Origin of the sequence: Mumia spirodelae, assembly GCF_050632745.1 — a bacterium.
In the GTDB taxonomy this organism is placed as follows: domain Bacteria; phylum Actinomycetota; class Actinomycetes; order Propionibacteriales; family Nocardioidaceae; genus Mumia.
The window spans coordinates 53,852-73,022 of record NZ_JBODSD010000007.1 but is presented as its reverse complement, the minus strand read 5'-3'; the positions used below and the strand labels follow the sequence as shown (position 1 = coordinate 73,022).

The following is a 19,171-nucleotide window of genomic DNA, read 5'->3' as shown; positions in this document are numbered from 1 at the left end:
TCCCCGGGCGCTCGCGGTCACGCCTTGAGGGTGACCTCGCCGTACGGCAGGATCCGCACCGGTCCGACGAGGCCGGTCTTCACCCGCGCCGCCGCCCCGAACACGTCCGGCTGAGCCGTCCGCATCCGGTTGAACAGCGTGGTCGCGACCTCGATCTCGACGTGGTTCACACCGGCGCGCAGCAGGTCGCCGACATCGAGACGGGTGTCGGTGGGCGACGTCCGCGGGACGGAGCGGTTGTTGATCTTGACCGCGTACGAGCCGAGCACGGACCCGAGGTCGAGGTAGGCGCCCGTGCTGCGGTCCCAGGTGTCGGGCAGCGTGATGGTCGTCGTGTAGCGACCGACGCCCGACGCGTCCTCGAGGCCGGCGATCTCGTTCCAGGGCGCCAGCGCCTCGAGCCGGTGCACCGAGCGCACCGTGTCGGTCGTGGTCGGCGTACGGCCGGGCTGCCAGTCCTCGACGACGAGGGTCCACGAGCTCAGGGCCACGATCTCCGGCACGGACTCGACCAGCGCGGTCGCGGTGGAGCCGTCGCTGAGCGACACCGCGTACGCTCCGGGCGCCGACGCCCGGACGACGACCTTCTTCGCGTCCAGGCGGGCGTCCGCCGCGTCGGTGTCGACGACGCTGACGGCACGCGCGCTGCTGGGGTCGGCCCATCCGCGCGGTGCGAGCGCGACCACCGTCGACGAGCCGGGGGTCAGGCGCAGCGGGAGGGTGAACGTCTGTCCCTCCTGGCGGTAGACGCCCGCCCGGCGCACCTCGCCGGTCCACGCGTCGAGGAGGTACGGCACCAGGTCGCCGGCGCGCGTCGCGGTGAACGACACCTCCTGCTCGACGAGCGCGAGCGGGCGGTTCTCGGCGTGCCGGCCGTTGGCGAGCATGAAGAGGTCGGCGTCGCCGGTGCGCCGGTGCTGGTGGACGACGGTCGAGCGGTCGTGACGCACCTGCGGCTCGACGCCCAGCGCGGCGAGCGCGGTCGGGATGTCCGCCGCGACGGCGACGTTGCGCACGTTCGGCTGGGCCAGCGCCGTCTGGACCGCGACGGCGACCGCCGCGTTCGCGGCAGCGTCGCCCTTGCCCTCGGCGGTCGGCTTGCTCCAGTCGCCGAGGAAGACGAACGGGAAGCCACGCTTCGCGAGGTCGGCGATCTTCTGCGCCGCCTCGACGGTGATCGTCGTCCGACGGCCGCGGAACGCGTCGCCCTCGACGATCATCGCCTTGTACGCCGGTCCCTCGGGCGCGAGCCGCCCGTCGCGCAGGGTGATCGCGGGGTCGACGAGCGCGGCCGACGACACGAACTGGTGGCTCCACCCGAAGGGGATGCCGTCGTTGGTCGCCCACTGCGCGCCGATGCCGGTCGCGGTCCAGCCCTTCTGGCGGAAGAACACGAGGTCGCTGCGGTTGCGTCCCTGCTGCAGCACCCACTGCGTACGGCGCAGGTAGTCGGCGATCTTCGGCACGTGGCGCCACGACGGCTGGCGCGGGCCCCACGCCTCGGAGTAGCCGGGCGCACCGTTGTACGGGGAGAACGCGGCGAAGCCGGGCCACGCCGCGCCGGGCGCCTCGGCGTACGGGTAGCCGTGCAGGACGGCCTGGTTGACGCCCGCGGCGAAGATGCTGTTGAGCGTCGTGAGGACGCGGTCCCAGGTGACGTTGTACGCCGCGCCGTTGTACGCCGCCGCCTCGCAGGACAGGATCGTCCGTCCCGCGAGGTCGCGGCCGCCGGCCATCACGCGGTAGTCGTCGAGGTTCTTGAAGCCGAGCGACTCGCTCTCGGGCTGGTCGAGGATGCCGGAGTGCGCGAGCGTGTCGGTCTCGAGCCCGTACGCCTGGATCCGCAGCTCCAGCCCGAGGTCGTGCGCCCAGTCGCGCAGCGGGATCAGGTGGTTGTCGCGGTAGAGGTCGCTGAAGGTCATCGCGAGGTCGTCGCGCACGCGCGTCGTGAGGTCGGCGTCGTAGGTGTAGAGGTACTTCTCCTTGACCTCGACCACGACGGGCAGGAACGGAGTCAGGTCGTACCCGTTGCGCTTGCGGAACGCCTCGAGCATGCCCGGCGTCCAGATCGTCGCGCCGGTCTCGATCTCGAGGGAGTCCTCGAAGAACGTGTGGCCGGCGCGCTTGATGAGGCGCCGCAGCTCGCGGTCGAGGATGTGGTCGTCCCAGAAGTCGGTGACGGCCTTCGTCCCTGCAGCGCTGAAGTGGTCGACGACGAACGCCTCGGGCGAGCTGTGCGGGCCGGCCTCGGGGAGCTGGCCGGAGCCGCGCTCCCAGTACGAGAAGAGGAGCCAGGTGCCGTCGGCGGGCGCGGTCCACGTGATGCGGCCGTCCTCGACCTGCGCGGTGAGGTCGACCAGGGAAGCCTGCTCGAGGACGCTCTCGCGCGTCGACGGGGTCACGAGCCGGACGGCCTGTACCGCGATCAGCGTCGTCTTCTCCACGTGGTCCTCGGCCGCGACGACCGGTGCGGGGACGACGTCGTCGTAGGTTTGCCCGGCGTTCAGCGTGACGAGGCCGTGGGCGAGCTCCTTGATGGCGGCGTCGTCGTCGGGGACCAGCCCCGGCACGGCGGCCGGCCAGGAGGGACCGGCGGTGAGGTCGAGCGTGACGTTGTCGCGGTCGGCCTGCTGGAGCGCGGCCTTCACCGCGGCGGTCCAGGCGGGGGTCCCCCACCCGTGGCCGGCGGGGTCGAGCTCGTCCTTCAGCTTGACGCTGTGGTGGACGTCGGCGATCTCCATGCCGCCGAAGCCGGCCCGGGCGATGTCGCGGACCTCGGCCTGGATCTGCTGGGGGTCGACCAGGCCGTGCGGCCACCACCAGCGGAAGCGGGCGCCGTACCGGCTCTCGGGGTCGGCGAAGGTCTGCTCGACGCCGCGCCACGAGCTGCCCGTCGCCGCGGCGGGAGCGAGCGCCCCCGGGCCGAGCGCCAGTCCGGCACCGGCCACGGCGGAGGCCGCGATGAACGTGCGGCGGCTGAGGGAGGACTCGCTTGGTCGGTCTGACACGGCTCAACTCCTGAGAATGAAACGTTTCACTGAGAGGGTGTGCGCAGCGTATGACGTGGACCACACCTGAAGCCAACCGGTGACCGGTTCCGGCCATCGCGTCCCCGGCGGGCCAGGACGTCGGCGCGTGGCAGAGTGGCCGCATGTCCTCCCCTGCGACCCGCGCCGCGGACCTGACGGCCACGGTCGTGCTCTTCGCCGGGCTGTCGGTGCTCGTCGTGCTGCTGGGCGGGGTCGCCGCGTGGCTCGGGCTGGGCCCGACGCCCTGCCTGGGCGACACTGCGGGCCGCTGTGCCTCCGCTCCCGTCGGACCGCGCTTCGTCGCCTGGACGATGGTCGGCGCCCTGGCCCTCGTGTGGGGCATCGCGCTGTGGCGGGTCGTGGTGCGCGTCCGCCAGGGGCTCCCCGCCTGGACGGTGCCGATCCTCGCCGCGGGAGCCGCTGCACTCGTCATGGTCGTCGGCCCGGTCCTCGCCGCGATCGTCGGCTGAACGCACCGACGCCGCAGCACCGTCACGAGTGCTGCGGCGCCGGCGCCGTCCAGAGGGTCGCCTCAGTGCTTGCCGCCCTTCCCCTTGCTCGGGAACACCGCGTCCACCTCCACCTCGACGAGCCACCCGGCGACTGGGAGGTTCTCGATCTCGAGCGCGAACCGCGACGGTCGCGCCGGGTTCACCACCATCGGCGGAGCGGGAGCCGCCGTCCCCAGCGGCACGTTGATCGGGTCGCCCGTCGACAGGCTCGTGTTGGCGAAGTACTGCCGGTATGCCCGGTTCCACCCCGCGAAGTCCGCGCTGGCCACGCCCGACGGGTTCTGCAGGAAGACCCGCATCGTGATCACGTCGTCGTACGACAACCCCTGCTTCGCGAGGTTCTCGCCGATCCGCCGAAGCACGTTGATGCCCTGCGCCTCGGTGATCGTCACACCCTGCGGGAGGACGCCGCCAGGGAAGACCGCCGTGTCGACGTAGCGCAGCTCGGACCCGCCCGGAGCCGCCGTGTTGAGCGCGGAGGGGCCGAGGCCGCTCGACTTGTAGATCGGCGTGTTCGCCCCGATCGCGACCCCCTCGGAGATCATCGGGTTGTCCTGGCCTGCCGGGAGCGCGGGCACGGCGGTGCCGGGCCTCGGCGGCTTCGCGAACGTGTCGTGCGCGATCGCGCTGACCGGGATGCACACGAGGGCGGTCGCGGCGACGGCGACGGCCGTACGACGGGCGCTCATGCGGCCACCACCCGGGTGTGCAGGGCCTCGACGGTCGAGCGGGCGGAGACGATCGCCCCGTGCTGCCACGCGATCGTGTACGACAGGTGGTCGCCCGCGAAGTAGATGTTGCCGGTCGGCTCGAGGAGCTTGTCGTAGCTCCCGTCGGTCCGTGAGGGCCACCCGACCCACGCGCCCTCGCTGTACTTCGTCGACGCCCAGTCCACCGAGTACGCCGAGCGGAGGTCCTTCTTGTACATGTCGCCGTGGATCTCCGCGCCCTGGTCCAGCGCCTTCGCCACGCGGTCGGCCGGCGTCAGGGCGCCATACGTGTTCGCGCTGCCGCCGGTGTTGTAGTAGCCGATCATCGTCCCGCGCTTCCCGTGGAAGCCCGACGACGGGTACCACATGTTGCCCAGCTCGTTGTTGGCGTTCGTGATGCCGCCGTAGATCTTGTGGTCGAGCTCCCACCAGCGGCGGTCGTACTCGAGCCCGATCTTGCCCGCGTTCGTCACCCGGGCGTAGGCCAGTGCGGCGACGACGTCCGCAGGAAGGTTGCTCGGGATCTTCGCCGCGATGTGCGGCGGGATCGTGCACACGAGGAAGTCGGCCGACGCCCTCTTCGTCCGGCGTCCGCCGACCGAGTACTCTACCTCGACGCCGGTGCTCGTGTTGCGGAACGCCGACACCTCCGCGCCGTACTCGATCTTGTCCCGGCCGATCGCCTTCTCGAACGCGTACGGGATGCGGTCCATGCCGCCGACGGGCTGCAGCATCTGCATCGCCTGGTCGAACCCGAACTCGAACGAGAAGTAGTTGCCGATCCCCGACGCGAGCACGTCGGACAGCGCGTACGGCGGCAGCGACTCGCCGGCGGTGACGCCGGGCTCGATCGCATAGCCCCGCCGTCCGCCACCGGTGTACTTGTAGCTCGCCGCCGGGTCGCCGTTCACCTTCGCGCCGATCGACCCGAAGCTGCGCAGGAAGGAGATCAGGGCGTCCTTGTCGGCCTGCGTGAGGTACGTGTCGAGCGCGCCCTGGTCGGTCGCCTTCGCGAGGAGCTCGGAGACGTAGCCGTAGACGTCGGCCTTGGCCGCCCGGTGCCGGATCGGCTGTCCGGCCAGGTTGTGGCTGCCGACGCGGTAGAGGTAGGCGTCGGCGTTCTGGTTGACGAACGTCTCGAGCTCGACGCCGAGCTCACGGCAGTAGTCGACGGTGACGTGGTGCTGCGGGAGCCGGCCCGGCCCGGCGTTCATGTACTGACCGCTGGAGAATCCCGCCCGCTGGGTCTGCCCCTTGAGGTCGGTCTCCGTCGTACCGCCGCGGACGCTCCAGTTGCGACCGCCCGGCCGGTCGCGCGCCTCGAGGATCGTGCACCGGTAGCCGGCCTTGCCGAGCTCGTAGGCGGTGGTGAGGCCGGCGATGCCGCCGCCCAGGATGAGGACGCTCTTGCGGCCGTGCCGCGCGAGGTCGGAGGCCTTCGGTGGGGTGAACGGTGGTGTCTCGGCAGCGGCGGCCGGGCTGAGCCCGAGCGCTCCCATCGAGTGAAGCATGACTCCCGCGCCGCCGGCGATGCCGACCTGCTTGAGGAAGTCGCGTCGTGTCTGAGGCAAGGCGCGCTCCTTCGTGAAGGTGTGTTGCGCTGAACCTAGGAAGGGCGTGTTTCCGCCGGGCGCGCGCCGATGTTTCGGGTCGGTCACCCGACACGACGGTCCGGTACGTGATCGGGCACGGGACGGCGACGCGCCAGACTGGCCGGATGAGCAGCTTCTCCGACGACGACCTCCGCCACCTCCGCCGCTGCGTCGCCCTCGCGGCCGCCGGGCTCGACGAGGGCAACGAACCGTTCGGATCCGTCCTCGTGGGCGCAGACGGGCGCGTCCTGTTCGAGGACCACAACCGCGAGAAGGACGGCGACCACACCCGTCACCCCGAGCTCGCGATCGCCCTGTGGGCCGTGGAGCACCTCACGCCCGAGGAGCGGGCGAGCGCGACGGTCTACACCTCCGGCGAGCACTGCGCGATGTGCGCAGCCGCCCACGCGTGGGTCGGCCTGGGACGCATCGTGTTCATCGTGGCGACCACCCGCTGCGCCGAGCTGCTCGAGGGATGGGGCGTCGCACCGTCCCCGGTCGCGCCGCTGCGGATCACCGACGTCGCGCCCCGCGTGCCGGTCGAGGGTCCGGTCGAGGAGCTCGCCAGCGAGGTGGAGGCCCTGTACGAGCGGTGCTTCCGCCCGGCGTGAGGCTCACGCGGTGACTGGCTCGGGTCGCCGCTCCCCCAGCCGCCCCGACAACCCGACGACGGCGAGCGTCGCCGACACGCTCTGCGCGGCGAGGAGCCCGACGAGCACCAGCGTCTGCACGAGGGCCGCCTCGTACGGCGAGGCCCCGCCGAGCAGCAGCCCGACGTACGCGCCGGGGAGCGTGACGAGCCCGGCGGCCCGGGTCTGGTCGAGCCCCGGCGTGAGGGCCCGGGCGACCGCCCTCGGCCCGAACTCCGACACCGACTGGCGCGGGGTGAGCCCGATCGCCAGCCCGGCCTCGATCTCGCCCCAGCGGTCGGTCACGTCGTCGCGCAGCCGCTGCCCGGACAGCGACGCGGCCACCATCGCACCGCCGATCACCTGCGCCGCGAACGGCACGACCATCTCCGCGCCTCCGGGGAGGATGTCGAGCGCCATCACCGGGGTGACCGTGACGGTCGCGCCGCAGAGGATCGCGACGAGCGCGATCGGGTACGTGGCGTACCCGAGACCGATCCGCCGCGTGGACGTGAACGCGGCGGCGGCGAGCATCACGACGAGCAGCGCGGCCGCCGCGGCCGGATGACGGAACGCCCATGCGATGACGAGCGAGATCAGGCCGAGCTGGACGAGCGCGCGGACCGTCGCGACGACGGCGTCGGTGCGCAGCCGGACCCCTGCCCAGGTCATCACGACGAGGGTGACGACCGTCAGCAGCGCGAGGACGAGGGCGTACCGGACGAGGTCCACGTCGCCACGCTAGACCGGTGGCGCGGCTCAGGCGTCGTACCGCGCGGGTGTCTGCAGCAGACCGCCCACGTCCGTGCCCGGTGGGAGCTCGACCGGCGCCTCGCCGCGCCGGAGGAGCCGGGATGCCGTCGTGCCGCCGAGGTCGGCCGAGCCGTCGCCGACCCGCAGCCACGCCCCCTCGCGCATCGCGAGCACCGGGACGTCGTTCTCCTCGAGGAACTGCTCCAGACGCTCTTCGCGGGTCTCGCCCATGTGGGTGCTCGCCGCATCGGCGTCCAGGAAGTGCGCGTTGATCTGGAACGGGACCAGCCCGAGCGCGGCGAACCCGTTCGGCTCGACGATCGGCATGTCGTTGGTGGTGCGGATCGTCGGGCAGGCGACGTTCGTGCCCGCGCTCGACCCGAGGTACGGGACGCCGGCGCGCACCCGGTCGCGGATCGTGTCGAGGAGACCGGTGCGTTGCAGCGCCCGCAGCAGGCGGAACGTGTTGCCGCCCCCCACGAACACGGCGTCGGCCTGCGCCACGACCGCGTTCGGGTCGCCGCCGGCGTGCGCACCCCGGACGGCCACGCCGAGCGGGCCGAGGGCGTCGGCGACCTTCGCCGTGTACGCGTCGTGGTCGGCGAGGGCGTACGGCACGAAGGCGAGCGTGGCTCCGCGCGGGACGTGCTCCTCGATCGCCTCGCGGGCGTGCGCGAGGTACGCCTGTCCGTGGAGCGTCGAGTTCGAGAGCAGCAGCAGGCGCACGGTCCGATTATCGTCGAGCGGTCCTTCAGCTCAGGGGCGCGCCTTGAAGCCGTGGCGCCGCCCGAGCTCCCGCAGGCTGTCGAGCCCCGGGATGCCGTTGGCGTCGTCCCCGGTGAAGCCGAGCCGCTTCTGCCACTGGGAGTAGGCCCGGATCGTCTTCGTGCCGAACGACCCGTCCTTCGCGAACCGGGCCGACAGCAGGCCCTCCGCGAGGAGCGCCGCCTCCACGATCCGCACCTGGCGCGGATGGATCGTGGCCCCTTCACGACCGGGCGCGTCGTGCTTCGCGGCGCGCTCGAGCGCCTTGACGTGCACGACCGGCACGCCCGTCCCGCCGCCGCCGGCGCGTCCGGTGTCCGACGTCCCGTCGGCCGCGTACCTCGGGCGACCGAACCCGCGGATCCGGTCCGTCCCGCGCCACCGCCGCCGGTGGCGGAAGACGCCGATGCCGGTCCGGCTCCCGTCGAGGTTGGTGTTGCCCTCGATCGTCTTGACGAAGTCGCCGTCGACCTTCTCGACGAAGAACACGTGCCCGATCCGCCCGAGCTCGGGATAGAACACGAAGCCGACGTCGCCGGCGCGCGGCCGGTCGTGGAGGCGCCCAGCCTGCTTGAAGCCCTTCTGCATCGTCGGGGTGAAGGCGGAGTTCGTGCCGTCGACGAGCGGGATGTCGTTCTTCTTGAGCCCGGCGACGATGAAGGTCGCGCACCACGGCTGCCCGTTCGCGTGGCCGGCGATGTCGGCGTACGGGTTCTTGTTCGAGCCCTCGGGCCGCTCCAGAGTCCTCACCTGCTCAGCCGCCCAGTTGAGCAGCTTCCTCGCGCTGCCGCTCATGACACGGCCTCCTCGTCGTCGAGGTCGTCGTCGCTCGGCTCGTCGACGTCGACCTGGTCCTCCTCGAGCGTCACGCCCGCGATCAGGTCGTCGTCGTACTGCGGCAGGCTCGCCTGCTCGATGTCGTCCTGCGGTCCGTCGTCCGGGTCGGGGTAGTTTCCGGTGTCCTCGAGCTCTTCCTGTTCGGCCACCACTTCTGGTGCGGGTTCGTTCATGCCTCTCACCTCGTCGTGCGCCGCCCCCGCAGCGCGTTCTCCCAGGGTGCGCCCGACCGCGACGCGAAGGACCTCGATTTGTCGTCATCCGTCGTTCACCCGGCTCTCGCTCCGGTGTCGCTCGCGGCCAGCAGGCTCGTCGGCATGAAGACTTCTCTGAGCCTCGGAAGCTGGGTCACGCGGGTCGTGGCCGTGACGGCGCTGCTGCTCGCGGCGGTGCTGCAGATGACGGGCGCGGCGGGCGCCGCCTCGGACGACGGCGGGCACGGCAACGGGAACGGCAGGGCGGCGCGGGTGGTGGACGTGATGACGTTCAACATCCATCACGGAGCCGGTGCCGACGGCCTCGTCGACCTCGAGCGCATCGCCGGCGTGATCCGCGACAGCGGTGCCGACGTCGTCGGGCTGCAGGAGGTCGACCGTCACTACTCGGCCCGCAGCGACTGGGCGGACCAGGCGGCGGAGCTGGCCGACCTGCTCGGGTACGAGGTGGTGTTCGGCGCGAACATCGACCGGGACCCGCCGGCCGCGGGACAGCCGCGGATCCAGTACGGCACGGCGATCCTGTCGCGCTACCCGATCCTCGACTGGTCCAACACCTGGCTGTCGCGCTCACCGAACCAGGAGCAGCGCGGCCTCCTCGCGGCCGAGATCGACGTTCGCGGTACGCGGCTGACCGTGCTCAACACGCACCTCGCGGCCAGCTCGCAGACCGACCGGATCGCCCAGACCGCCGAGATCGCCGCCGTGGTGGAACGGCAGGAGCCGACCGTGCTGGTGGGCGACCTCAACGCGCTCCCGGACGCGCCGGAGATCGGCACGTTGAACGACGTGCTGACCGACGCGTGGACGGTCTCCGGGCGCGGCGACGGCCTGACGTACCCGACCGACGTTCCGAAGAGCCGGATCGACTACCTCTTCACGACGCCGTCGGCGAAGCCGCTCACGACGCGTGTGCTCACCCAGGTCACCGACGCGTCGGACCACCTGCCGGTCGTGAGCCGGTTGCTCGTGAAGGGCCCAATTACCGGCTGATGAATTCTTGTTGCGGGGCGATTATTTCGCCTTCAACGATCTAGCGAGGGGCTCCGGACGGGTGCCAGCGTGACGACGTCACTCTGTCTCTCGGATCGGAGCACTCGCTTGTCACCCACCGCATCACCCTCCTCGGCGCCGCAGACCGCGGGCTTCAGCCGCCGATCTCTCCTCGGCCGTTCCGCCGTGGTCGCGGGCGGCGTCGCCGTGGCGACCGTCGCCGGCACGGCCACCGCCGAGGCCGCCCCGCCGGGGGCCGTGCTCGACCGCATCAACGACGGCCTCCCCCACATCTCCGACATCCCGAAGCGCAAGCGCGTCGTGGACTACGAGGTCGCCGAGATGATCGTCCTCCTGCGCGCGCGCCGGCTGACCTCCACCGAGATCACGGAGGCCTACCTCGCGCGGATCGACGCGCTCAACGGGCCGTTCGAGACCTACGGCGACAACGGCGGCTACAACGCCTTCGTCCGGGTCGACCGCGAGGGCGCGCTCGCTCAGGCAGCCGCCGCCGACAAGCAGCTCCGCAGCACACCCCGCAGCAAGGACCTGCCGCTGCTGCTCGGCATCCCCTTCGGCATCAAGGACTCGGTCGGCGTCAAGGGACTCGAGGCGAAGAACGGCACCCACGCCTACTCGGGCAACGTGGCGCGCAAGGACTCCACCGTCGTCGCGAAGCTGCGGGAGGCGGGCGCGGTCATCATCGGGCACACCATCGCCTCGGCGTTCTCGGGCTCGATCTCGGGGACCTTCGCGGGCAACGCGTGGAACAAGGACTACATCCCCGGCGGCTCGAGCCAGGGATCCGGCGTCGCACCGGTCGCACGCCTCGCGGCCGCCGCGATCGGCGAGGAGACCGGCGGCTCGATCATCATGCCGTCGGCCGCGAACGGCGCGAGCGGCATCAAGCCGTCCCTCGGCGCGTCGTCGACCGCGGGCGTCATGCCGCTCTCCCCCGGGTACGACGTGCTCGGGCCGATCGCCCGCAGCGTCCGCGATGCGGCGATCATCTTCTCCGTCATGGCCGGTCCCGACGGGGAGAACGACCCGCTCACGCTGTCGGCCCCGATCCCGTTCCCCGACATCCCGACGTCCGCCCGCCCCGGTCGCAAGCCGCTGGCCGGCACCACCATCGGCGTCCCGCAGACCGACTGGATGTCGGGCGGCGGCACGGGCACCGCGCCCGCCGCGACGTACGACGCCGACTACCTCGCCGCGTTCGAGCGGTTCAAGCACCAGCTCCGCTCCCTCGGCGCGAAGGTGGTCGAGTTCGACGGGCTGGACGTCACCAAGCCGGAGAACGACCCGTACTTCCGGACCTCCGAGAGGCTTCCGCTGCCCGACGGCACGGTCGTCAGTCCCGCGACGGCGGTGCTCAGCCCGAACCGCTACGAGATCCGCTACTGGGAGGCCGTGAAGGGCTTCGCGGCGGCGTACCCGGAGAACGAGGCGGCGCTGCGCCGTCAGTTCGGTGACTTCGACACCGCCACCGCCAACGCGGGCAAGATCCCGGCGTCCGTGCGCGACGAGGGCGAGCGTCGCCGTCGCACGCTGCAGACCAACTACCAGAAGGCGCTCGACGACGCGGGGATCGACTTCATGCTCGTCCTCCCCATCGGTGCGCAGATCGGGCCGCGGTTCGGAGGGACGCAGCTGCGCAACTACCGGACGTTCTACCAGCTGCCCAACGCGCTGACGTGGCCGATGGTCACGTTCCCGATCGGGTACGACAGCACGGTTGGCCTGCCGATCAACGCCGCGTTCTGGGGACCGCGGTTCAGCGAGCCGGAGATCATCCAGGCCGCGCTCGACTTCCAGGACGCACACCCGGAGTACCACGGGAAGGCGCCGGCGGACCCGGTCGTCCAGCCGCCGGTCGCCCGTCGCGGCGCGCCCGCGGTCGAGTCGGTGCCGCCGGAGCTGTCGAACGATCCGCTGGTCGCCGAGGAGGCCTGGTCGTGAGCGAGTCGTTCCTGACCGTGGAGTGGGGTCCCGTCCTGAACGGCGGGTTCCCGCTGCGCGATCCCGCGTCCCCGCCGGAGCCGCCACTGACCGTGGAGTGGGGCCCGAAGCTCGGCACCGCCTACTACGCGTACGAGAGGGCCGAGTAGCAACCAGCCACCAAGCCACTCCAGCTAGGACGAAGCCACGCCTACGGCCGGTGCTTCGTCCTAGCGGAGGTGGCTTCGCCCAAGCCCGGTGGCGGTCCGACCCGGGCGGCCCTGCACCTCTTGCCGTGTGCCGACGCACCCCGGAGGAACAGCTGACCGGCTAGCGCGGGGTCACCGACCTGTCGATGAGCCGCTCGCCGACCCGGACGATCTCGGGCCGGCGGGCGGCCAGGTTCTTGCGCTCCCGCTTGTCGCGCCGCAGGTCGTACAGCTCGCGGCGCCCGCCCGAGCGCCGGATGAGCTTCCACTGGCCCCAGCGCACCGCCTGGTCGTAGCCGCGGTCGTGCGACTCCCAGTAGAGGTACGGCCGCGCGCTCAGCGAACGCCCGCGCAGCAGCGGCACCAGCGAGACGCCGTCCAGGCCGGGCGGAGTCTCCGCCCGCGCGAGATCGACGAACGTCGGGAACAGGTCCCACAACGCGACCGGCGTCCTGATCACCGCGCCGCGCCGCAACGTCGAGCCCTGGCGCAGCGAGCGCGGGAGGTGGGCGACGAGCGGCACCCGGATCCCGCCCTCGTACAGCGACCGCTTCGCCCCGCGGAGCGGACCGTTGCTGTCGAAGAACTCGACCCGGTGGTGGAGCGTGCTGCCGACGCGGCCGTACGTCGCTCCCTCGCGGTGCGGCCCGTTGTCGCTGGTCACCAGCACGAGCGTGTCGTCGAGCAGCCCGCGGCGCCGCAGCCGGCGGACGACCTTGCCGATCTGCGTGTCCGTCCAGGTGATCTGGGCGGCATGGTTGCGCTCGCCCTTCGGCCACCGCTTATTGCGGTACGGCGCGCGCCGCGGCGCGACGTTCGGAGCGTGCGGCGTGTTGTAGGCGAGCGTCAGGAAGAACGGCGCGCCGTCGCGCGCGGCGCGGTCGACGTAGCGCAGCGCTTCCTCGGTGAACAGGCGCGGCGCGTAGGTGACGTCCGCCCCGCGGTTGCGGGGGTAGGAGACCCGCCGGTGGTTGCGCCACAGGTGCGCCGGCCAGTAGTCGTGCGCCTGGCGCTGATCGATGTAGCCGAAGAAGTGGTCGAAGCCCTGCCGGTTCGGGTGGCTCGGACTGTCCGCGGCGTCGCGTCCCAGGCCCCACTTGCCGATCAGCGCGGTGCGGTAGCCCGCCTCGCGCAGGACCCCGGCGACCGTCACGTCGTCGGCGCGCAGACCGCCCGTCGCCTGACCGTTCGTGCGGACGCTCGCGTGCCCGCTGTGGCGGCCCTGCATCAGCGCCGCGCGCGACGGCGCGCAGGTCGGGGTCGCGTACGCCTGGGTGAACCGTGCCCCGCGTCGCGCGAGCCCGTCGATGGCAGGGGTGCGGATGCGGTCCTGGCCGTAGACGCCGAGCTCGCCCCACCCGAGGTCGTCGAGGAGGACCAGGAGCACGTTCGGTCGGGCCCCGCGTGACGTGGCCGTGGCGGTCGTGGCCGTGGCGGTCGTGGCCGTGGTGGTCGCAGCCTCGCGGGCGGAGGCCGCCGCCGGGAGGCACGGCGCCACCGCAGCAGCGACGGCGCCGGCCGCCACTCCCCCGAGCAGGCGTCGCCGCGTCAGTCCCTCGTGGGCCCCGAGCATCCCGTCCTCCGTTCACGTCGTGTTCACGTCCCCAGGACGGTAGGCAAAGACGACGTGCAGGTGGAGAGTTCTGATCGGCACGATTGCGACACCGTCACGACGTCTCGCGGCTCGGGCAGCCAGCCGGAAGCCCCGCGACCCCCGGAATCGCAAGAATGAGCCACCGGCGGCTCGGGGCCGGCCTCCGTCCCGCCCTCCTCCAGGAGCCTCCATGCGCGCACGTCCTGTCCTCGTCACCGCTGCCGCCACCGTCGGCGTCGCCGTCATCGGCGCAAGCACCGCCGTCGCCACCGACGGGGTCCGCGTCAGCGCCGGATCCGCCGGCGTCAAGGTCTGCCTCACCAAGAAGAACGTCGTGGTCGGGGCCTCGGCCAAGAGCAGGTGCCCGAAGGGCGCGAAGAAGAAGAGGGTCGCCGTCCGTGGTCCGCAGGGTGCTCGCGGAGCGACCGGTGCCCGCGGTCCGGCAGGCACCGCCACGGCGTACGGGTTCGTCTCGGCGTCCGGCGCCTTGGTGTCGGGGTCGCCGAACGTCCTGGCGGCCCGTCCGACCGGCGTCGCCGGCGGCGCGTACTGCGTCACCTTCCGTACGCCGATCGCCCAGTCGCGGCTCGTCTCGGCCGTCGTCACGAGCGCGGACCGGACCGTCGTCGCGATCAATCCCGACCGCAGCACGTCGCGGATCTCGTGCGACCCCGGCGAGCTCGTGGTGTGGACCTATGCGATCGGGACCGCGACGACGCTGCAGCCGGCGCCCTTCCAGTTCCTCGTCCCGTGACGCCGCTCCGCTGACCACTATGACCGGTTTCACACGCCGGACCCGCGTCATGTGCGCGACCCCCGGACGTTGTACAAGTGAAGGAGCGGCACGTTCTCGGACGCGTGCTGCGCAAGTCTCGAGCGAAGGAGCACGAGCGTGTACGGCATCGACCTGACCGTCGTCGGCTCAGCAGTGCGGCGGACCATCGACGGGCGCCGCCCCAGCCCCAACCACGTCTTCGTGGTGGCGGACGTCGAGGTGAGCAACCGCGGGGACAGCCCGGTTGCGGTCTCGGTCGTGCCGGCGGTGTTCCTCGCGGCGGACGGCACCCAGCACGAGCCCGCCGATCCCGCGCTGTGGCCCGCGGACGAGGTCGTCGTCGCGCCGTACGCCAGGGAGCACGTCTCGGTCCTCTTCGACGTCCCGCGCACCAAGGCCGCCGGCGGCGCCGTGCGCATCGTCCGTGGCGACGGTCCCACCGGGCGGCGCCTGCACCTCGCGTCCTGACCCGGACGGAATACGACCCGGCCGCGGGGAGTTGCCCGCCTCCATGACCACCATCGGACTCATCGGTTCCGGTCACATCGGCAGCCAGCTGGCGCGTGTGGCCATCGCCCAGGGATACGACGTCGTGCTGAGCAACTCGCGCGGCCCGGAGACCCTCCAGGACCTCGTCGCCGAGCTCGGCCCGAAGGCCCGCGCCGGCACGCCGCAGGAGGCGGCCGAGGCGGCGGACATCGCGGTCGTCACGACGCCCCTGGCCGCGATCCCGACCGTCCCCGTCGCGCCGCTCGTGGGCAAGGTCGTGATCGAGACCAACAACTACTACCCGCAGCGCGACGGCCAGATCGCCGAGCTGGACGACGAGTCGACCACCGTCTCCGAGCTCCTCCAGCGTCACCTCCCCGAGTCGAAGGTCGTGAAGGCCTTCAACCACATCGCGGCGCCGCACATCACCGAGCACGCCAAGCCGGCCGGCACCCCGGGCCGCCGCGCCCTCGCGATCGCCGGCGACGACGCCGAGGCGCGGGCGACCGTCGCCGCGTTCATCGACGCCGCCGGATTCGACGTGGTCGACCTCGGGCCGCTGGCCGAGGGGTGGCGCATCCAGCGCGACACCCCGGGATACGTGGCGCCGTTCGACGCCGACGAGCTCAAGGTCAAGATCGGCGAGGCGAAGCGCTACCGGGACATGTGACACCCGCTGGTCGAGCGAGCGCCGCCGCGTCGGCCCTCGCTCAACCAGCCGGCAGTGCCTTGTAGTACCGCACCAGCGGGAGACCCGTGAAGCCCGCCGCCTCGTACGCCGCCCGTGCCGGCGCGTGGCCCGGGTCTCCCCCGGTCGCGACGACCGCGAACCGGCACCCCTCCTCGACCATGACATCCGTGCAGTGGTCGATGAGGCGCCGGGCGACGCCACACCGTTGGTGCTCGGGGTCGACCGCGATCATCTCGATCTCGCCGCTGCCCGGCTCCGGCGCCGCGTCGCCGTGCAGCGCGACGGCCGCGAACCCGACCACGTCACCGCCGAGGTCGGCGACGTACACGTACGCGCTCCGCTCTTCGCACACGGCGCGGACCGCGGCCGCCTGGCCTGTCCGCCACTCAGGGTTGACCATCGCGTCGAGCCGCGGGCCGAGCACGGCTGCCATCGACGCGAACACCGGCTCCCACGCCCGCAGCGACAGAGCGACCACGCCGTCGAGGTCGGCGGGCTCGAGACGTCGCAGGTGCACGGTCATGCGGCGGACGCTAGTCGATCGGCCGGACCGCTGGCGACGACGTTTGCGTGCACGACCGTGGACGTCGACCGTCCAGCGGTGATATGCCGGGCGGGGAGGGGGCCCGCCATGACGAGCATCGACGACCGTACGAGTCCGCCCGCACGGCTCGCGGAGGACGACGCCATCTCGCTGGACGAGCTGCGCCTGGCGACCCGTAACCACGGCATGCCGCTGGAGATGCTCGACCTGGATGTGACTCCGCCAGGCCTGCACTACGTGCTCGTGCACTACGACATCCCGCTCCTGGACCCGGCCACCTGGCGGCTGGAGATCGACGGGCACGTCGACCACCCTCTGAGCCTGGACCTCGAGGCGCTGGAGGGGCTGGGCGAGGCCGACCGCGTCACCCGGCGCGTCACGCTGGAGTGCGCCGGCAACGGACGCGCCCGGACCTCACCCCGCCCGATCAGTCAGCCGTGGCTCGACGAGGCCGTCGGCACCGCCGAGTGGTCCGGGGTGCGCCTCTCGGCGCTGCTCGACCGCGCCGGCATCCTCCCCGGGGCTCAGGCGGTCGTCTTCACCGGAGCCGACCACGGGGTCGAGCGCGGGATCGAGCAGGACTACCAGCGGGCGCTGTCGCTGGAGGAGGTCGCCCGCGACGAGGCGTTCCTCGCCACCACGATGAACGGCCAACCCCTACCGCCACAGCACGGCGCGCCCGTGCGCCTGGTCGTCCCGGGGTGGTACGGCATGACGTACGTGAAGTGGCTCGTCCGGATCACGGTGATCGACCACGTGTTCACCGGGTTCCAGAACGCCACGGCGTACCGGATCAAGCAGGACCGCACCGATCCCGGAGAGCCGGTCACCCGCATCGAGCCGCGGGCGCTGATGAAGCCGCCCGGGTTCCCGGACTTCCAGACCCGGACGCGCGTCGTCGACGAGGGCACGCACGTCCTCACCGGGCGGGCCTGGTCGGGCCACGCCCCGATCGCCCGGGTCGAGGTGAGCACCGACGGCGGCGACTCGTGGGCCGACGCCGAGGTCGCCCCGCCCGGAGAGGCGTACGAGTGGCAGCGCTGGTCGTTCGTCTGGCACGCCACCCCGCGCCGTACGGAGCTGTGCGTGCGGGCGACGGACGCCGACGGTCGTACACAGCCGGTCAGCCAGCGCTGGAACCGTCAGGGCATGGCCAACAGCCACGTCCAGCGGGTCCCCGTGCTCGTCAGGGTGCCTCCGCCGGAGGGGTCTCAGCCCGGGACATGAGCCGCAGCTCGAGCATCGCCGCGAACCGTGCATCCGGATCGCCGAGGTCGAACCCGCCCACCTCGGCAAGCCGCCGCAGCCGGTAGCGGAAGGTGTTCGGGTGGGTGTAGACCGCAGCCGACGCCGCGATCACGTCACCGAACGCGTCGAGCCACGCGCGCAGCGTCTCGACGAGCCGGGCGCCGCGCTTCTCGTCGTACTCCACCAGGCGTGCGACCGGCCCCGCGAGCTGGTCGCCCCGCGCGGCCGCGAGGTCGGTGAGCTCGATCAGCAGCGCCTCGACATGCACGTCCGTGATCCGCGCGACCTGCTGGGTCGAGGCCCCCTGGCGGAGGACGCGCAACGCACGGTCGGCGCCCGAGCGCGAGCGCGCGAGCGCGACGTGGTCGGACGCGACCGGGCCGACGCCGATCAGCAGCCGCCGGCTGGACCCGATGCGGTCGAGGAACTCGGTGGCGACGTGGACGGCACGCTCCTCGGCGTCCGGGCGGTCCTCGCGGACACCGACGATGCCGTAGGTCACGTCCCCGATCAGCGCCGCGGCCGAGCGCGGGTAGACGGCGCTGAGGTGCATCGCGAACGCGTCGGCGAGGCGCTGCCGCTCGGCGACGAGCTGGGCGTGGGTGGCCGTCGGACCCTCGTCGGCGGCGGACTCCTGCGGCACGAGCGCCATGACCAGGCTCGCCCGGTCGGCCAGCCCCAGGCGTGCCATCGCCTCGGCCGAACCCGCCCCGGCCTCGAGCGCGGTCGCCACCAGGTCGGCGCGCAGCCGCCGCTCGACGTCGGCCCCTGCCCGCAGCCGCAGCATGTGGAGGGCCACCAGCTTCGCCGCGTCCTGCAGCGCCTGCGAGCGCTCGGCCGACAGCGGCTCGCGCACCGCAGCCCAGATCGACCCCAGGATCTCGTCGCCGGCGCGGACCGCGAGCGCGGCCCGCGGGATGGCGAAGTCGCCGTCCGCGTCGACCGGCTCGACGACGACCGGCTCCTGGCTGCGGTAGAGGTCGCGGAACACGCCGCGGTCCTCGAGGATCCGGGTGAAGCGCTGCGGGACCTGACGGCCGAGGATCGTCTCGACGCGCGACGGGTCGGCCTCGTCCTGCCGACCGGAGAACGCGAGCACCCGGGAGCTGCGGTCCTCGATCGTGACCGGGGCGTCGAGCAGCGTCGCGATCGCGTTGGCGAGGGCGAACAGGTCGCCCGACGGCATCCCGCCCAGCGTCTCGTGCTCTGCGGCACCGACGTCGCCCTCGGCGATCAGCGACCGCAGCATGGCGGCGAGCTGCGCCCACGACGCCCCGCGGGTGAGCCCGAGGAGCGCGACGCCCGAGCGCTCGACCGCCTCGGCGCACGCCGCGTCGACGACGACCGGTGCGCGGACGACCAGCCCTGCCGCACGGTGCTCGCCGAGCGTGTCGAGGAGGCGCACGATGTCGTCGGGCTCGCGCAGGCCGACGCCGAGGACCATCGCCCGGCCGGGAGGCAGCGACTCGTCGAGCGGGTCGTGGATGACGACGGCGCCGATGTGGTCCACGCGGTCGGGATCGCCGCACACGAGGTCGAGGAGCGTCGTGCCGAGGTCCTCGAGGACGCGTCCGAGGCTGGCTCTGGGGCTGGTGGTCACCGGGACGAGCACGCCACGGACGCTAGTGGCCCGTGGCCCTGCAGA

Annotated in this window: 19 protein-coding genes; 9 read left to right on the top strand and 10 right to left on the bottom strand. The window is 72.4% G+C overall.

What is annotated here, in order from left to right; translation table 11 throughout:
• Nucleotides 1-17: 17 nt before the first annotated feature.
• Nucleotides 18-3,008, bottom strand: coding sequence for a glycosyl hydrolase (locus ACQSSQ_RS23610; protein ID WP_431329607.1), 2,991 nt, complete (start codon nucleotides 3,006-3,008; stop codon nucleotides 18-20).
• Between the two features lie 143 nt (nucleotides 3,009-3,151).
• Here ACQSSQ_RS23610 and ACQSSQ_RS23605 point away from each other — a divergent pair, with 143 nt between their 5' ends.
• Complete coding sequence (locus ACQSSQ_RS23605; protein ID WP_431329606.1) at nucleotides 3,152-3,499, top strand: hypothetical protein; 348 nt, start codon at nucleotides 3,152-3,154, stop codon at nucleotides 3,497-3,499.
• Nucleotides 3,500-3,561: 62 nt separating this feature from the next.
• Here the strand turns inward: ACQSSQ_RS23605 and ACQSSQ_RS23600 are convergent, their stop codons facing one another.
• Nucleotides 3,562-4,230: a Rid family hydrolase gene (locus ACQSSQ_RS23600; RefSeq protein WP_431329605.1), complete on the bottom strand. Its 669-nt coding sequence runs from the start codon at nucleotides 4,228-4,230 to the stop codon at nucleotides 3,562-3,564.
• Nucleotides 4,227-5,822 (bottom strand): flavin monoamine oxidase family protein, encoded by a 1,596-nt coding sequence (locus ACQSSQ_RS23595; RefSeq protein ID WP_431329604.1) that lies wholly within the window; start codon nucleotides 5,820-5,822, stop codon nucleotides 4,227-4,229. The genes ACQSSQ_RS23600 and ACQSSQ_RS23595 overlap by 4 nt, the downstream gene beginning before the upstream one ends.
• Nucleotides 5,823-5,968: 146 nt before the next feature.
• Between ACQSSQ_RS23595 and ACQSSQ_RS23590 the strand changes: the two genes are divergently transcribed.
• Nucleotides 5,969-6,454 (top strand): deaminase, encoded by a 486-nt coding sequence (locus tag ACQSSQ_RS23590; protein WP_431329603.1) that lies wholly within the window; start codon nucleotides 5,969-5,971, stop codon nucleotides 6,452-6,454.
• Between the two features lie 3 nt (nucleotides 6,455-6,457).
• Here ACQSSQ_RS23590 and ACQSSQ_RS23585 read toward each other — a convergent pair whose 3' ends face one another.
• Genes ACQSSQ_RS23585 through ACQSSQ_RS23570 form a run of 4 tightly spaced genes read right to left on the bottom strand, consistent with a single transcriptional unit; the run spans nucleotide 6,458 to nucleotide 9,000 of the window.
• Nucleotides 6,458-7,204, bottom strand: a complete 747-nt coding sequence (locus ACQSSQ_RS23585) for an ABC transporter permease (protein WP_431329602.1) — start codon at nucleotides 7,202-7,204, stop codon at nucleotides 6,458-6,460.
• 27 nt (nucleotides 7,205-7,231) lie between these two features.
• On the bottom strand, nucleotides 7,232-7,951 hold the full coding sequence (pepE, locus tag ACQSSQ_RS23580) for a dipeptidase PepE (protein ID WP_431329601.1): 720 nt from the start codon (nucleotides 7,949-7,951) through the stop codon (nucleotides 7,232-7,234).
• A 30-nt stretch (nucleotides 7,952-7,981) separates the two neighbouring features.
• Entirely contained in the window at nucleotides 7,982-8,785 is an 804-nt protein-coding gene (locus tag ACQSSQ_RS23575; RefSeq protein ID WP_431329600.1) for a CHAP domain-containing protein, read from the bottom strand.
• A complete protein-coding gene (locus ACQSSQ_RS23570; protein ID WP_431329599.1) occupies nucleotides 8,782-9,000 on the bottom strand; it encodes a hypothetical protein in 219 nt (72 codons plus the stop codon). The genes ACQSSQ_RS23575 and ACQSSQ_RS23570 overlap by 4 nt, the downstream gene beginning before the upstream one ends.
• A gap of 144 nt (nucleotides 9,001-9,144) precedes the next feature.
• Between ACQSSQ_RS23570 and ACQSSQ_RS23565 the strand changes: the two genes are divergently transcribed.
• From ACQSSQ_RS23565 to ACQSSQ_RS23555, 3 genes are all read left to right on the top strand, one after another.
• Nucleotides 9,145-10,035 (top strand): endonuclease/exonuclease/phosphatase family protein, encoded by an 891-nt coding sequence (locus ACQSSQ_RS23565; protein ID WP_431329598.1) that lies wholly within the window; start codon nucleotides 9,145-9,147, stop codon nucleotides 10,033-10,035.
• A 108-nt stretch (nucleotides 10,036-10,143) separates the two neighbouring features.
• Complete coding sequence (locus ACQSSQ_RS23560; RefSeq protein WP_431329597.1) at nucleotides 10,144-11,997, top strand: amidase; 1,854 nt, start codon at nucleotides 10,144-10,146, stop codon at nucleotides 11,995-11,997.
• On the top strand, nucleotides 11,994-12,146 hold the full coding sequence (locus ACQSSQ_RS23555; RefSeq protein ID WP_431329596.1) for a hypothetical protein: 153 nt from the start codon (nucleotides 11,994-11,996) through the stop codon (nucleotides 12,144-12,146). The genes ACQSSQ_RS23560 and ACQSSQ_RS23555 overlap by 4 nt, the downstream gene beginning before the upstream one ends.
• Before the next feature lie 160 nt (nucleotides 12,147-12,306).
• On the opposite strand, the gene ACQSSQ_RS23550 is transcribed toward ACQSSQ_RS23555, so the two are convergent.
• Nucleotides 12,307-13,758, bottom strand: coding sequence for a sulfatase-like hydrolase/transferase (locus ACQSSQ_RS23550; RefSeq protein ID WP_431329595.1), 1,452 nt, complete (start codon nucleotides 13,756-13,758; stop codon nucleotides 12,307-12,309).
• A 211-nt stretch (nucleotides 13,759-13,969) separates the two neighbouring features.
• On the opposite strand from ACQSSQ_RS23550, the gene ACQSSQ_RS23545 reads away from it, so the two are divergent.
• The 3 genes from ACQSSQ_RS23545 (at nucleotide 13,970) to ACQSSQ_RS23535 (ending at nucleotide 15,713) form a co-directional block, all read left to right on the top strand.
• The gene (locus ACQSSQ_RS23545; protein ID WP_431329594.1) at nucleotides 13,970-14,533 is read left to right on the top strand and encodes a hypothetical protein; all 564 of its coding nucleotides are present in this window, start codon (nucleotides 13,970-13,972) and stop codon (nucleotides 14,531-14,533) included.
• A gap of 138 nt (nucleotides 14,534-14,671) precedes the next feature.
• A complete protein-coding gene (locus ACQSSQ_RS23540; protein WP_431329593.1) occupies nucleotides 14,672-15,022 on the top strand; it encodes a hypothetical protein in 351 nt (116 codons plus the stop codon).
• Nucleotides 15,023-15,065: 43 nt separating this feature from the next.
• Nucleotides 15,066-15,713, top strand: a complete 648-nt coding sequence (locus ACQSSQ_RS23535) for an NADPH-dependent F420 reductase (RefSeq protein ID WP_431329592.1) — start codon at nucleotides 15,066-15,068, stop codon at nucleotides 15,711-15,713.
• Nucleotides 15,714-15,753: 40 nt separating this feature from the next.
• Here ACQSSQ_RS23535 and ACQSSQ_RS23530 read toward each other — a convergent pair whose 3' ends face one another.
• Nucleotides 15,754-16,257 (bottom strand): GNAT family N-acetyltransferase, encoded by a 504-nt coding sequence (locus ACQSSQ_RS23530; protein ID WP_431329591.1) that lies wholly within the window; start codon nucleotides 16,255-16,257, stop codon nucleotides 15,754-15,756.
• Between the two features lie 108 nt (nucleotides 16,258-16,365).
• Here ACQSSQ_RS23530 and ACQSSQ_RS23525 point away from each other — a divergent pair, with 108 nt between their 5' ends.
• Nucleotides 16,366-17,505: a sulfite oxidase gene (locus tag ACQSSQ_RS23525; RefSeq protein WP_431329590.1), complete on the top strand. Its 1,140-nt coding sequence runs from the start codon at nucleotides 16,366-16,368 to the stop codon at nucleotides 17,503-17,505.
• Here ACQSSQ_RS23525 and ACQSSQ_RS23520 read toward each other — a convergent pair.
• Nucleotides 17,465-19,138, bottom strand: coding sequence for a PucR family transcriptional regulator (locus ACQSSQ_RS23520; protein WP_431329589.1), 1,674 nt, complete (start codon nucleotides 19,136-19,138; stop codon nucleotides 17,465-17,467). The genes ACQSSQ_RS23525 and ACQSSQ_RS23520 overlap by 41 nt on opposite strands.
• Between the last annotated feature and the right edge of the window lie 33 nt (nucleotides 19,139-19,171).